The 14,154-nt window shown below is 65.8% G+C and carries 13 protein-coding genes; 4 read left to right on the forward strand and 9 right to left on the reverse strand.

The window, feature by feature from the left end; all coding sequences use genetic code 11:
- Positions 1-58 precede the first annotated feature (58 nt).
- Entirely contained in the window at positions 59-325 is a 267-nt protein-coding gene (locus GA0061099_RS02135) for a hypothetical protein (protein WP_025034806.1), read from the reverse strand.
- Positions 326-810: 485 nt separating this feature from the next.
- Here GA0061099_RS02135 and GA0061099_RS02140 point away from each other — a divergent pair, with 485 nt between their 5' ends.
- The 3 genes from GA0061099_RS02140 (at position 811) to GA0061099_RS02150 (ending at position 3,381) form a co-directional block, all read left to right on the forward strand.
- Complete coding sequence (locus GA0061099_RS02140; protein WP_036025896.1) at positions 811-1,860, forward strand: LysR family transcriptional regulator; 1,050 nt, start codon at positions 811-813, stop codon at positions 1,858-1,860.
- Between the two features lie 29 nt (positions 1,861-1,889).
- Complete coding sequence (locus GA0061099_RS02145; protein ID WP_020608151.1) at positions 1,890-2,261, forward strand: helix-turn-helix domain-containing protein; 372 nt, start codon at positions 1,890-1,892, stop codon at positions 2,259-2,261.
- Between the two features lie 298 nt (positions 2,262-2,559).
- The gene (locus tag GA0061099_RS02150) at positions 2,560-3,381 is read left to right on the forward strand and encodes an enoyl-CoA hydratase (RefSeq protein ID WP_036025898.1); all 822 of its coding nucleotides are present in this window, start codon (positions 2,560-2,562) and stop codon (positions 3,379-3,381) included.
- Positions 3,382-3,414: 33 nt separating this feature from the next.
- Here GA0061099_RS02150 and GA0061099_RS02155 read toward each other — a convergent pair whose 3' ends face one another.
- From GA0061099_RS02155 to GA0061099_RS02190, 8 genes are all read right to left on the reverse strand, one after another.
- A complete protein-coding gene (locus GA0061099_RS02155; RefSeq protein ID WP_036025901.1) occupies positions 3,415-4,494 on the reverse strand; it encodes an isocitrate/isopropylmalate dehydrogenase family protein in 1,080 nt (359 codons plus the stop codon).
- A gap of 133 nt (positions 4,495-4,627) precedes the next feature.
- Positions 4,628-5,695 (reverse strand): alcohol dehydrogenase, encoded by a 1,068-nt coding sequence (locus tag GA0061099_RS02160; protein WP_036025902.1) that lies wholly within the window; start codon positions 5,693-5,695, stop codon positions 4,628-4,630.
- A 75-nt stretch (positions 5,696-5,770) separates the two neighbouring features.
- Positions 5,771-6,742, reverse strand: a complete 972-nt coding sequence (locus GA0061099_RS02165) for an ABC transporter ATP-binding protein (RefSeq protein WP_074447511.1) — start codon at positions 6,740-6,742, stop codon at positions 5,771-5,773.
- Positions 6,739-7,731 (reverse strand): ABC transporter ATP-binding protein, encoded by a 993-nt coding sequence (locus GA0061099_RS02170; protein ID WP_036025921.1) that lies wholly within the window; start codon positions 7,729-7,731, stop codon positions 6,739-6,741. The genes GA0061099_RS02165 and GA0061099_RS02170 overlap by 4 nt, the downstream gene beginning before the upstream one ends.
- Positions 7,728-8,600 carry an ABC transporter permease gene (locus tag GA0061099_RS02175; RefSeq protein ID WP_036004454.1) on the reverse strand — a complete coding sequence of 291 codons (873 nt, stop codon included), beginning with the start codon at positions 8,598-8,600 and terminating at the stop codon, positions 7,728-7,730. Before GA0061099_RS02175 ends, GA0061099_RS02170 begins: the two co-directional genes overlap by 4 nt.
- Positions 8,587-9,537 carry an ABC transporter permease gene (locus GA0061099_RS02180; RefSeq protein WP_036025925.1) on the reverse strand — a complete coding sequence of 317 codons (951 nt, stop codon included), beginning with the start codon at positions 9,535-9,537 and terminating at the stop codon, positions 8,587-8,589. The genes GA0061099_RS02175 and GA0061099_RS02180 overlap by 14 nt, the downstream gene beginning before the upstream one ends.
- A 7-nt stretch (positions 9,538-9,544) precedes the next feature.
- A complete protein-coding gene (locus tag GA0061099_RS02185) occupies positions 9,545-11,080 on the reverse strand; it encodes an ABC transporter substrate-binding protein (protein ID WP_036025927.1) in 1,536 nt (511 codons plus the stop codon).
- Positions 11,081-11,210: 130 nt separating this feature from the next.
- Entirely contained in the window at positions 11,211-12,407 is a 1,197-nt protein-coding gene (locus tag GA0061099_RS02190) for a CaiB/BaiF CoA transferase family protein (RefSeq protein WP_036025930.1), read from the reverse strand.
- A 191-nt stretch (positions 12,408-12,598) separates the two neighbouring features.
- Here GA0061099_RS02190 and glgA point away from each other — a divergent pair, with 191 nt between their 5' ends.
- Positions 12,599-14,014 (forward strand): glycogen synthase GlgA, encoded by a 1,416-nt coding sequence (gene glgA / locus GA0061099_RS02195; RefSeq protein ID WP_036004476.1) that lies wholly within the window; start codon positions 12,599-12,601, stop codon positions 14,012-14,014.
- Positions 14,015-14,154 lie beyond the last annotated feature (140 nt).

Below are 14,154 nucleotides of genomic sequence, written 5' to 3' on the forward strand. Positions count from 1 at the left end.
CAGATGCGGCATCGGGACGCGCACAAACCTCGCCGGAAAGCGAGATTGGGCGGCGCGGCTACTTCACCACGCGGAGCAGCGGACGCCGGGGCTGGTCCTGCGTCTGCTTGGAAGGGGGCGGCGGCTCGCTGGCAGCGCTCCGCAGCATTTCGTCGCACAGCGCCTTGAGATCGGCACTGTCGATTCCTTTCAGTTTCATCCTGACGTCGAGGATGACGATGGACAGCATCTCGGCCGACTCGCGGCTGTTGCAGGCATTGAGAACCCTGCGGCACTCCTCGAGCGTTTCCAGCACCGACTGCAACTGTTCGTCTGAATGCGACACCGGCGTTCTTTCCGTTAATTCGGCCTGCGAGACGTATCTGTCACGCCCCCTTCGGCCCCCATGGAAGACGATAGATAGCACGAGGCGACTGCGCCTTCGAACCTGATTTCAGTGTGTTTCTGCTGTGGAACCGGGTTCCCGCTCGCATCGCCATGCGGCGCCTTTGGCGACCGCAGCAATGCTCCGGGAGCGAACGCCTGACGCGGTGCGATTGATCCAGCAACGGCGAAGAGCACCGACTCCTGCGCAAGACCGTTCATTGCAGTCAGCGCCGGCACTCCCGCAGCCATCTCGCGGCTCGCAACGGAACTCACGTCATACCCCTCACTCGAGCCGATTAGCCTCGCCCGAATTCCCAGCCCATGGGAGCATCCAAATACCGCCCTAAGGTAGTAAGGATGACGTTCAAAACTCGTCGTTCCCCAACCCGTCGTGGTTGTGGTTTGCGCCAGATTCTGCCAGTTTAGCGTTCCAAAGGGAATTGTATGCACTCCTTGGCGGAAAGGGGCGTTCCTCTGGAGGAACGCCCAAAGACAAATATCAGCGGCCTCTCCGACTGGGACGCCGCCCGCATATTCTTGGAAGTCGTCCGATGCGGAAGCTTTCGCTCGGCGGCCGAGCGCCTGTCTCTGTCGATCAACGCCGTGCGGCGCCGCATCGACGATTTCGAACGCCAGACCGGCACCACGTTATTCACGCGCGACGTCCACGGCACCCATCTGACCGATGAGGGCGCCCTGGTGGTCTCCGCCGTCGAGCGCATGGAGGCAGCCACCTTCGACGTGCTGCGCGCCAGCGATTCGATGGCCAACGCGCTGTCGGGCGAGGTCCGCGTCGCCGTCACCGAGGGGCTCGGCACATTCTGGCTTGCCCCCCGCCTGGTCGAATTCCAGCAGGCCTATCCGAAGATCCTGGTGGACCTGCATTGCGCGATGCGCTCGGCCGACGTCTCGCGCCACGAGGCCGACGTCGCCATTCATCTGTCCCGTCCCTCGGCGCTGGACATCAAGCTGGTGCGGCTCGGCCGCATGCATCTGATGTTCTGGGCCTCGGAGAAATACATCGCAAAGCATGGCGCGCCGCGCTCGGCGGCGGAATTGATCAAGCATCGTCTGGTGCTGCAATTCGCCGACCAGCTCGCCGCCAAGGAATCCTTCGAAAGCTTCTTCCCGGGCGTGTCCGAACGTGACCTTCTGGTCATGAAGACCAACGTCTCGAGCGCCAACTATTGGGCGGTCGCGAATGGCGCCGGCATCGGCGTCTTCCCGAGCTACGCCATTGCGCTCGGCGGGAAATTAATTCCACTGGAGGTCGAGCTGAACCGACCGCTGGATATCTGGCTGTCCTACCACCCTGGTAGCGGCCGTATCCCGCGCGTGCGGCACATGATTGACTGGCTGATCGAGGCTTTCAATCCGGCCCGCTTCCCGTGGTTTAAGGAAGAGTTCGTGCACCCGCATGAATTCAAGGACTCGTATATGGGCGAACCCCTGACCCAGCTCTTCGGGGGATTTTCAACCGAAGAACAAAGGTGAAAACAGAGATGAAAGCAGCGGCCAAAAGAATGAAGCAGCGCAGCGCGGGCAAGCCGGACATCGAGCTTGGCAAGCGGATCCGTCTGCGGCGCGTCGAGATGAAGATCTCGCAGGCCGAGCTCGGCGAGAAGCTCGGCGTCAGCTTCCAGCAGGTGCAGAAATACGAGAAGGGCGTCAATCGCGTCGGCGCGGCCCGGCTTCAGCAGATCGCCTCCGCCCTCGATGTGCCCGTGACCTTCTTCTACGACGGCGACAACAAGGCCCGCGAAGTCGAGAGCCTGCTCTTTCTCGATTCGGCCTTCAGCCTCCGCCTGCTGCGCGCCTACAGCAAGATCAAGGATCAGACGGTGCAGCGTCAGCTCGTCTCGCTGATGGAATCGATCGCGGCGAACGAGAGCTGAGGCCGGTCGACGGTCCGGCCTTCACGGCCGACGTTCAATCCGCCGCGTCACGGGGGCGCGGCCGGATTGCACGAGATCGGCCGAAAGATGTCTGCGCGCAACCGCGCGCGGCCGGTCTCGGGGCGGCATGGCCGCCCCTTTTTGTTGGCGGTCTTCCCCCGACCTTTCCGCCTCCGTCGAACGCCGCGCGCCATGCAATCGCAGCACAGGCGGATGCAGGCTCTGCTCTCCCGCGCCGGTTGACCGCGGCGGCGCCTGCGCCGCACATTGCGCCTCGCCACCGAGCAGCGAGCGCGCGATGCCAGACGTTATCAGCACGACCGGAACACCTTACGCCGACGGCAAGATTCTGACGCACACGGCCGATGGCGTCGGCGTGATCACCTTCAACAATCCCGACAAGCGCAACGCGATGTCGCTGGAGATGTGGGAGGGATTTGGCGAGGCGTTGACGGCCTTGCGCGACGACGACACGGTGCGCGTCGTGATCCTGCGCGGCGCCGGCGGCAAGGCGTTCGTCTCGGGTGCCGACATCAGCCAGTTCGAGAAGGTGAGGCACAATGCGGCGGCATCCGAGCAATACGCCAAGCGCAGCGCCGCCCAGCGCGCGCTGCTCGCCGATTATCCCAAGCCGACCATCGCCTGCATCGACGGCTATTGCCTCGGCGGCGGCATGCAGGTCGCCATGCTCGCCGACATCCGCCTCGCCTCGCATGAAAGCCAGTTCGGCATTCCCGCCGCCAAGCTCGGCATCGCCTATGGCTATGACGGCCTGCGGCATCTGGTGTCGCTGGTCGGGCCGTCCTGGGCGCGGCTGCTGATGTATACGGGCATGCGCATCGATTCCGCCGAGGCGCTGCGCATCGGCCTCGTCGAGCGCGTGTTTCCGCAAGGCGAGCTCTGGGGCGAGACCATGGCGATGGCCGAGACGATCGCGCAGAACGCCCCGCTCGCGATCAAGGCGGCCAAGATCACAATCGCGCAGGTGCTGAAGGACGAGAGCCGGCGCGACATGGAGGCGATCAAGGTGATCGGCAATGCCTGCATGGACAGCGTGGATTTCCGCGAGGGCCGGCAGGCCTTCATGGAAAAGCGGAAGCCGCAGTTTAGGGGGAAGTAATTTCGTCGTGGAGAGAGGCCAGGAGCACAGCCCCTACAGCGCTCCCAGCACCGCTTTCGTGATGTCAGCCGTGCCATTGCCGCCGCCGAATTCCATCGGCTTGATGCCGCCGGCATAGACCTGGTCCACCGCACGCTCGATCGTCTCGCCGGCTTCCGCAGCGCTCTCGATGCCGTGCTTGTCGGCGAGCCAATCCAGCATCATCGCGGCGGACAGGATCATGCCGGTGGGGTTGGCCTTGCCCTGCCCCATGATGTCAGGCGCCGTGCCGTGGCACGGCTGGAACACCGCGTATTTGTCACCGATGTCGGCGGACGGCGCCATGCCGAGGCCGCCGATCAGGCTCGCGGTGATGTCGGAGACGATGTCGCCGAACATGTTCTCCATCACCATCACGTCGAAATCCCAGGGACGCTTGACCAGCATCGCCGAGCAGGCATCGACATAGAGCCGGTCGGTCTTCACGTCAGGATGCTTCTTCTCGATCTCGTCGAAGATGCCGCGGAAGAACGCGAACGCCTTGAATACGTTCGCCTTATCGACGCAGGTGAGCGCGCCCGGCTTGCCGCGCGCCTTGCGCCGCTCGGCAAGGCGAAACGAGAACTCGAACAAACGCTCGGAGGTTTTGCGCGTGATCACCATGGTCTCGCGCGCGTCCTCGTGGGTGACGATGCCCTTGCCCATCGAGGCGAACAGGCCTTCGGTGGACTCGCGGATCACGACGAGATCGATGCCGCGCTGGTCCGCGCCGACGATCGGGCTCGGCACGCCCGGAATGAGGCGCGCCGGGCGCACGCCGGCATAGAGATCGAAGATGAAGCGCAGCTCGATCTGCGGCGCGATCTCGGTGTTGTCGGGATAGCGCACCGACGGCAGGCCGCAGGCTCCGAGCAGGATCGCGTCCGCCTCCTCGCAGAGCTTGATGGTGCTATCCGGCATCGACTTGCCGGTCGCGAGATAATGGTTGGCGCCGGCCGGCGCCTCGGTGAAGCGGAAGCCGAGGCCGGACTTCTCGCCGACCTTGCGCAGCACCTCCAGCGCCGGCGCCATGACTTCAGGGCCGATGCCGTCACCGGCGAGCACGGCAATGTGGAAGGCGTTGTTTGCGGACATTTAAGGCCTCAAGGGAGGTGTCAACCAGGTCGTCATTGCGAGCGAAGCGAAGCAATCCAGAACTGCATCCACGGAGACATTCTGGATTGCTTCGTCGCTTCGCTCCTCGCAATGACGAGGGAGAGAGCATTCGTTACGGCGTCAGCACCGTACGCCCGACCACCGCGCCCTGCTGCAATTGCAGCAGCGCGTCGTTGGCCTTGGCGAGCGGTTGCGGCGTCACCGGGATCGGCGGCACCTTCTTCGACCGCACCAGGTCGAGCAGCTCCTGCGTCTCGCGCAAGTTTCCGACATAGCTGCCCTGGATCGTCACCGCCTTGATCGGAATCAGCGGCAACGCCCAGGTCGCGCCGCCGCCGAACAGGCCGACAAGGACGAGCTTACCGCCCTTGGTCAGGCAGTCGAAGCCGAGCTGCGTCGTAGCAGCGTTGCCGACGAGGTCGATCACGGCGCGGATAGGGCCGCCCGCCTTCTTGGCAAGCTGCTCCAGCGCGTCAGGGGCCTTGGGATCGACGGTCGCAAGCGCACCGGCCTTCTCCGCCGCCTCGCGCTTCCTCGCGTCGATATCGACCATGATCGCGCCCTTGCCGCCCATCGCCTTGAGCAGCGACAACGCCATCAGGCCGAGGCCGCCGGCGCCGAACATCACGATCGGCGTGTCGAAATGCTGCTCGACCTTCTTCAGCGCGCTGTAGGTGGTGACGCCCGAGCAGGCATAGGGCGCGGTCGTCGCGGGATCGAGGCCCTTCAGATTGAGCAGGTAGCGCGGATGCGGCACCAGCATGTGATCGGAATAGCCGCCGTCGCAATAGACCCCGAGCGAGCGCGGCGTCAGGCACATGTTCTCGTCACCGGCGAGGCACGTTGCACATTTGCCGCAGCCGATCCAGGGATAGACCAGCCCGACATCGCCGACCTTCAGGTCGCCCTGGTCGGTCGGCTTCACGTCGGGGCCGAAGGCGAGGACTTCGCCGACCGTCTCGTGGCCCATGGTCAGCGGCAGGTTGATGCCGCGGTCCTTCAACGAGAGCGGCTTGCGGCCATGGCCGAGATCGTAGCCGCCTTCCCAGATGTGGAGGTCGCTGTGGCAGACGCCGGCGGCCTTCACCTTGATCAGCACCTGCGTGCCCGAGGGCTGCGGCGTCGCCTCGTCGACCTCCTGCAGCGGCGCCTTGAAATCGGCAACCTTGAAACTCTTCATCGGCGTCCTCCCGCATGCTTCTTGTTGTCGCGCCACCATGCCATGGTCGGCGCGACCAGACAAACCGGTCTTAGTTCAGGCCAGCGGATGATGGCAAGCCGCGAACTGGCCGGGTGCGACCTGGCGCAACTCCGGTATCTCCGCGCTGCAACGCTGATCCGCGCGCGGGCAGCGGGTGCGGAAGCGGCAACCGGACGGCGGCGCAATCGGCGATGGCGGCTCGCCGGCCGCCACACTTTCGGCGGGTCGCACGTCCGGATCCGGCACCGGGATCGCCTGCAACAGCAGCGCGGTGTAGGGATGCGCAGGCCGCGCGAACAATTGCTCGGAGGGGGCGACCTCGCAGAGCCGGCCGAGATACATCACCGCGACGCGGTCGCTGACCGCTTTGACCACCGCGAGGTCGTGCGCGATGAACAGCAGCGTCAGACCGAAGCGCGCCTTCATCTCCTCCAGCAGGTTGAGGATCTGCGCGCGAATGGAGACGTCGAGGGCCGACACCGGCTCGTCGCAGACGATGAACTCCGGGTTGAGCACCAGCGAGCGCGCGATACAGATGCGCTGGCACTGGCCGCCGGAGAATTCGTGCGGCAGGCGGGTCGCCACGAGATCGGGGTCGAGCCCGACCGCGGAGAGCACCTCGTGAACGCGCCGTTTGCGCTCGGCGGCATCCTTGATCCCGGCGATGATCAGCGGCTCGGCGACGATGTCGCCGATGCGCCGGCGCGGATTGAGCGAAGCAATCGGATCCTGGAAGATCAGCTGCACGCGGCGGCGCATCCGGCGCAGCGCCTCGCCCTCCATCGCGGTGAGGTCCTCGCCGTCGAACATCACGCGGCCGGACTTGGCGCGGCGCAGTTGCAGCACCGCGCGCCCGAGCGTCGACTTGCCGCAGCCGGATTCGCCGACCAGCCCAAGCGTCTCGCCGCGCGCGACCTGGAGGCTGACACCGGAAACGGCATGAACAATCTTGTTGCCGAGGCCGTATTCGACCACGAGATTGTCGACGTTGAGAAGCGGCGCGGGGCGCGCGGCAAGCTGCATCATGCCTCGATCCCCTCCGTCATCCGGATCGGATGGAAGCAGGCATAGAGATGTCCCGACACCTCTGCGCTGGTCAGGACCGGTTTGGCCTCCTGACAGCGCCCGCCGGCATAACTGCAGCGCGGCGCGAAGGAGCAGCCCTTCAGCGGGCGCGTCGGATCGGGTGGACGGCCCGAGATCGCCGGCAGCGGCGTATGCGGCGCGGTATCGAGCTTCGGGATCGCCGCCAGCAGTGCCTCGGTGTAGGGCATGTGCATGCGCTTGAACAAGGCTTGCGTCGGCGCGCGCTCCACCACCCGGCCGGCATACATCACCGCGACCTCGTCGGCCCGGCCGGCGACGACGCCGAGATCGTGGGTGATGATGATCATCGCCATGTGGCGGCGGCGCTGCTCGCGCGCGAGCAGATCGAGGATCTGCGCCTGGATGGTGACGTCGAGCGCGGTGGTCGGCTCGTCCGCGATCAGGAGCTTCGGCTCGCAGGACAGTGCGATCGCAATCGCGATGCGCTGGCGCATGCCGCCGGAGCATTGATGCGGATATTGCGCGAGCCGCTGCTCCGGGGCGGGAATGCCGACGGCGGCGAGCAGCTCGATGCTGCGGGCCTTCGCGGCGGGAGCGTCAAGCTCGAGGTGCTCCTGGATCGTCTCCATCAGCTGCGTGCCGATGGTGAGCACAGGGTTGAGCGAGGTCATGGGGTCCTGGAATACGACCGCGAGGTCGCGCCCGCGCAGCCGCCGCAGGCTTTCAGGCTCGAGCCGCACCAGATCCTCGCCGTCGAACATCACCCGGCCCGTCAGCTTCGCCTTCTTCGGCAGCAGCTGCAGCACGGCGCGCGAGAGCATGGTCTTGCCGCAACCGGATTCACCGACGATTCCGAGCGTGCGGCCGGCCTGCAGCGAAAGGTCGACGTGATCGACCGCGCGCAGGTTTCCGCGCGGGGTCGGCAGCTCGACCGCGACATCCTCGATGGCCAGGAGCGGCGCGGTCACAGTGCCCCCTGACGTGGGTCGGTGAGAGCCCGCAAGGTGTCGCCGACGAGGTTGAACGCCAGCACCGTCGCAAACAGTGCTGCCGCCGGCAGAAAGGCGAGGCGCGGCGCGACGTCCAGACTGTCACGTCCCTCCCCGATCATGCTGCCCCAGCTCGGCATCGGCGGCGGCACGCCGAGGCCGAGGAAGGACAGCGCGCCCTCGACCACGATGGTGACCGCGACGCCGAGCAGGAAGAAGGCGAGCAGCGGCAGGATGACGTTCGGCAGCAGCTCGCGCAGCAGGATGCGCGCATGGCTAGCCCCTAACGCCTCGGCAGCGATCACGAACTCGCGCCGCGCCAGCGTCAGCGTCGCCGCGCGCGCCACGCGCATGAAAGCGGGAATGCCGAGCACGCCGAGGACAATAGTGAGGTTGGGGACCGACTGCCCGAGATAGGCGACCACCGCGAGCGCGAAGATCAGCGGCGGAAAGGCGAGCAACACATCCATGCTGCCGACCACCAGCGTCTCGAACCGGCCGCGGAAATAGCCGGCCAGCAGGCCGAGCGCGCCGCCGATGACGAGGCCGATCATGGGCGCGATCAGCCCGACCGTTAGCGACACCCGCGCACCAAAGATCAGCCGGGCGAGCTCGTCGCGGCCGAGCCCGTCGGTGCCGAGCCAATGTTCCCCGGAGAAGGCGGCGCGCCGTTCCAGCATGTCCATATCGGTCGGGTTCTGCAGCGGCAGCACCGGCGCCAGGATCGCTAGCGAAAGGATGATCGCAACCCAGGCGCTTGCGATCCAGAACAACAGGCCGAGCTTGGGCTTGCGGCCGACCGGCGCAGCTACCTCCTCGTCCTGGATCGACAGCTCAAGCGTGGCCATGGCGGATCCTGGGGTCGAGCACGGCATAGAGCATGTCGACGATGAAGTTGACGATGACGAAGCCGCAGGCGACCAGCAGCACCACGCCCTGGAGAATGACGAGGTCCCGGGTGTAGATCGCCCCGACCAGCAGCCGGCCGATGCCGGGCAGCGCGAAGATCGTTTCCACGATCAGCGTGCCGCCGAGCAGGCGACCGATATTGATGCCCGTCACCGTCACCAGGGTCAGCGAAGAAGGCTTTAGCGCATGCACCAACAGGATGCGCGATGGCTTGAGACCCTTTGCTTTCGCCAGCGCGATATAGTCCTCCTGCAACGTCGCGATCATGTCGGAGCGCAGCACCCGCATGATGCCCGGCCATTCCGCCAGCGCCAGCGTCAGCGCCGGCAGCACGAAGAAGCGCAAATTGGCCAGCGGCGCCTCGGTGAACGGCACATAGCCGGTCGCCGGCAGCCAGCGCAGCTCGACCGCGAACAGATAGATCAGCAGGATCGCAGTCAGGAACGACGGCATCGACAGCATCGCGAAAGCGCTGCCGGTCATGAAGCGGTCGAACGCACCGCCGGCGCGCGCGGCACAGGCGATCGCAACGGGAACACCGATCAGGAGCCCGATGAACTCGGCCATCAGCATCAGCTGCAGCGAGACCGGGATGCGCTCGGCCACCGCCTGCAGCACCGTCTGCCCGGTGCGAAACGAGCGGCCGAGATCGCCCTGCACCACGTGGCCGAGCCAGCTCAGGTAACGCCACCACAGCGGCTGGTCGAGTCCCATGTCGCGGCGCAGCGCCGCGACGTTCTCCGGCGTTGCCTGATCGCCCAGGATGACGAGCGCGAGATCGCCCGGCAGCAGCGAGGCGATCAGGAACGTCAGCAACGAGACGGCGAGCAGGACCGGCAGCATGGCAAGCAGCCGCCGCGCGACGAAGTTCAGCATCGCGCGGTCATTCCAGCCAGGTGGTCGAGACGTCGATCACGCCGTTGTAGATCTTCGGAAAGCCCTTCAGCTTGGCGCTGGACAGCGCGTAATAGGTATTCTGGAAGGTCCAGAACCAGATCGCCTCCTTGTTGATCAGACGGCTGATGGCGCAATAATCCTCGGTGCGCTGGCCGATGTCGGCGGTGACGCGCGCATGGTCCAGAAGCTTGTCGAGCTCGGGGTTCGCGTATCCGGCGAGCGCCAGCGGGCTGCCGCTGCGGAAATTCGCGTACATCTGCGGATCGGGATCGGCGAGATCGACGATGCGCCACGGCGTCAGCTGGAACTGCCGGGTGAAGGCGCGCGTCGGAATCGTGGCCTGGTCGACCTGCTCGATCTCCATGTTGGCGCCGACGCGCTTCCAGAATTGCTGCAGCACTTGGCCGACCATGCGGCCGCGCGGCGTCGCCGTCACCAGCATCTTGAACTCGACCGCCTTGCCGTACTCCTTGATCAGCGCCTTGGCCTTCTCAACGTCGAACGGCAGCGCCCCGTCGTCCTTGCACTTGACCCAGGAGCCGTCGCCGTAAGGATTGCTCGCGGGCCGGCTCAGGCCGTTGCTGATCGCTTGCGACATCTTGGGACGGTCGATCGCCATCACCAGGGCCTGCCGCACCCTCACGTCATCGAACGGCGCCACCTTGGTGTTGAAGGCGTAGACCTGCGCGCCCGAGCCCTTGTAGGTGTGCACGGTGAGCTTGGGGTCCTTCTGCGCCCTCATGATGTTGTCGGCGTCGTTCTCGTCATCCCAGATGATGTCGGCCTCGCCCGATTGCAGCGAGGCAAAGCGCGACTGCGCGTCGGGCAGCGGCTTCAGGACGATGCGGTCGAGATACGGGCGACCCTTGTCCCAGTAGTTCGGGTTCTTCTCCAGCACCATGCGGTCGCCGGCGGTCCATGATTTCAGGATGTACGGGCCGGTGCCGACGGGATTGCGGTTGTAATCGTCGCCCTTGGTCTTCCAGGCGGTCGGCGAATGGATGACGTTGTTCTGGCTCTGGATGGTGATCGTCGCCGGCAGGTTCACGGAAGGATCGGTGAGATTATAGACGATTGTGTATTCGTCCGGCGCCAGCACCTCCTTGACGTTGGTGATGTAGAAGGCGCAGCGGCACTTGTTGGCGGGGTCCTTCTGCCGGTCGAAATTCTCCTTGAAGGCCTGCGCATTGAACGGCGTGCCGTCGTGGAATTTGACGCCTTCGCGGAGCTTGAAGGTCCAGGTCTTGTAGTCCTCGGAATGGCTCCAGGACACCGCGAGCTTCGGCGCGGCCTCGCCCTTGTCATTCAGCGTCGTCAGCGTGTCGAAGATCGCGGCGGCAGCGGTGAAGGTCGAGGTGTCGTAGACGCCGACCTTGAGCGGATCGAAGCCTGCGATCTCCAGCTCCTGACCGACGGTGATGCTGCCGCCCGATTTCTGCGCCTGCGCTGGCGTAGCCAGTGCAAATGCCGCAACGAGGAAAATAGGCACGCGCCTGCGTGCCAAGGCCGCCGCGTTCGTCATGGTTCCTCCCGGGATCCCTCGTCCGATGTTTCGGATCGTGAATGACTCGGAGGCGAGCTTGGCGACAAATGCCCGCCTCGGCAAGAGGAACGAACGAGAGTTCGAACGCCGCATGTGGCGGCGATGAGACTCAGGATGTCGCGGCCGTTTTGCCTGGCGGAATTGCCGTACCGTCCGCAAGGCCGATCTCCTGGCGCAACGCGTCGGTGTGCTCCCCGAGCACGGACACGGTCTTGGCCGGCGCCGTGTCAGCCCCCGACATCCGAAACGGCAGGTTGAGCACCTGGAACGAGCCGCCCTCGTCCCGCACCTCGGAGAGTGCCTGGCGGTGCGCAAGCTGCGGATCGGCCAAGGCCTCGGACACGCTGCGATAGGCCGAGGCCGGCACGCCGGCAGCGCCAAGCACGCGCAAGCACGCATCGGTCGAAAGCTGCCGCGACCAGATTTCGACGCCGTCCATCAGCTCGGCCCAGTTCGCGCGGCGCGCGGCATAGGTGGCGAAGCGTGGATCGGAGACCCAGTCCGGGCGGCCGATCACCCCCATCAGGGCCTGGAACGTCTTCTCGCTGGCGATCGTGATCATGACGTAGCCGCTTGCCGTCTCGGTCGGTCCGAACATCGGGCGTGGCGGCGGCGGCACCGCGAATTGCGAGCTCTGCAGCTCGGTCAGCGTCAGCGACAGCATGGTTTCCAGCATGGAGACGTCGATGTGCTGGCCGGCGCCCGTCACGCTGCGTTGATAGAGCGCCGACGCGATCGCGCCAAAACCATATGTCCCGGTGACGACGTCGGCGTGGTAGATACCGCAATAATCGGGACGGTTGCGGCCCGGCTGGTAGGCGAGATGGGCCATGTCATAGCCCGAGGCCGCGTGGATCACCGGGGCGTAGGCCGGCAGCTCGGCCGAAGGGCCGGTCTGGCCATAGCCCGAGATCGAGCAGTAGATCAGCCTCGGGTTGACCTGACGCAGGCTGTCATAGTCGAGCCGAAGGCGGCGCATCACGCCGGGACGGAAGTTCTCGACCAGAATATCCGACGTCGCGGCCAGCCGGCGCACCGCCTCCTTGCCGTCCTCGGACTTGAGGTCGAGTACCACGCTCTTCTTGCCGACATTGAGCTGGCCGAACGCGGTGCTGCAGCCGTTGCGGAGGGGAGGCCGGGTCCGCATCGTCTCGCCGCCATCGGTCTCGATCTTGATGACCTCGGCACCCATGTCGGCGAGCATCCGCGTGCAATGGGGCCCGGCGATGGTGGTCGAAAAATCCAGCACCCGCAGGCCCGCGAAGGCCTTTGTCGTCGTCCCCTCATGCTTATCTGCTAGCTGCATGCCTGCCTGCGCCCTTGAACTCGTGGAACCATCGAAGATCTTTGTTGTTGATGCGGCGACCCTAGAGGGCGGCGGCTGAGTAGGAAAGTGTTTACCGAACAGACGTGCCGCGTGGGCGGGCTTTGGATTTCCAGCACAACTGGACCCGTTCTTGCATAGCAGCAAGCGGGGTCGAAAGAGGGCGGTTGTTCTTGAGGGTCTTGTTCGTCACCACGGAGATGGACGACTTCGTCCGCGTCGGCGGACTGGGCGCCGTTTCCGCCGCCCTCCCCCGCGCACTTCGCTCCTTCGCCGATATCCGGATCATGCTGCCCGGCTATCGCGACATCATCGAGCAACTCACGCATATTCAGGTCGTTGGCCGCTGTCCCGCATTCGCGGAGATGCCGGCCTGCTCGCTCGGCCGTGCCGCGACCAAGGACGGCCTGCCGGTCTATGTGCTGTTGTGCTCGCAGCTCTACGACCGACCGGGCAACCCCTATGGCGACGAGCTCGGGCGCGATTGGCCCGACAACGACATCCGCTTCGCGCGCTTGGCCTCGGCCGCGGCTGAGCTCGCCATGGGCAAGCTGGACAAGAATTGGGCAGCAGACCTGATCCATGCCAACGATTGGCAGGCCTCGCTGGTGCCGGCCTATCTCGCCTGGCAGGGCGCCAAGCTGCCGTCCATCCTGACCATCCATAACCTCGCCTATCAGGGCCTCTTCCCGAAGGACTCGTTGCGGCGGATCGGCGCACCGGAGAGCTCCTTCCACATCGACGGCGTCGAGTTCTACGATCAGGTCTCCTTCCTCAAGGCGGGCCTCGTCTACGCCTCGCACCTCACCACGGTCAGCGGCACCTATGCGCGGGAGATCACCACGGCCGAATTCGGCTGTGGCCTCGAGGGCCTGCTCCGCCTGCGCTCGGACGCCGCCGAGCTCACCGGCATCCTCAACGGCATCGACGAGAGCTGGGACCCGCGCTCCTGCGCCCAGCTCGCCCAGCAATTCGGCGCCGGCGACTGGGTCGGCAAGAAGGCCAACGCGGACTACGTCCGCAAGCAGTTCGGGCTGGCGGTCTCGCGCGGGCCGATGTTCGGCATCGTCGCGCGGCTCGTGCACCAGAAGGGGATCGACCTCGTGCTGTCGGCGGCGGACGAGATCGTCGATGCCGGCGGGCAGATCGTGGTCACCGGCTCCGGCGAGCCGGCGCTTGAGCAGGCCTTGATCGACGCGCACCGCCGCCGCCCCGACTCCATCGGAGTTGCGATCGGCTTCAACGACGCCCAGGCGCGGCGGATCTTCGCCGGCAGCGACTTCACCTTGATGCCGTCGCGGTTCGAGCCGTGCGGGCTCAGCCAGATGTACGCCCAGCGCTTCGGCTCGCTGCCGATCGGTCACCAGACCGGCGGCCTCGCCGAGACCATCAGCGACGGCGAGACCGGCTTCCTGTTCTCGAGGCCGTCGCGCGAGTCCTTCCTCGGCGGCGTGCGGCGCGCCTTCTCGGCCTTCATGGCCCACGACCAGCTCGATACGATGCGCCGCAGCGCCATGGGGCGCTCGTTCTCCTGGAGCATCTCGGCCGGCAGCTACAGCGCGCTGTACCGCAAGCTGGCGTCGGTGTGAGGCACCGCTGTCATTCCGGGGCGCGCCGTTTGGCGCGAGCCCGGAATCCATCGTGCGGCCGGAACGCTCGGAGAAATGGATTCCGGGCTCGCGCTCCGCGCGCCCCGGAATGACAAGCTGCAACGAGCTTGCCTCGAGTC

It is taken from the genome of Bradyrhizobium yuanmingense (genome assembly GCF_900094575.1).
Lineage (GTDB): Bacteria > Pseudomonadota > Alphaproteobacteria > Rhizobiales > Xanthobacteraceae > Bradyrhizobium > Bradyrhizobium yuanmingense.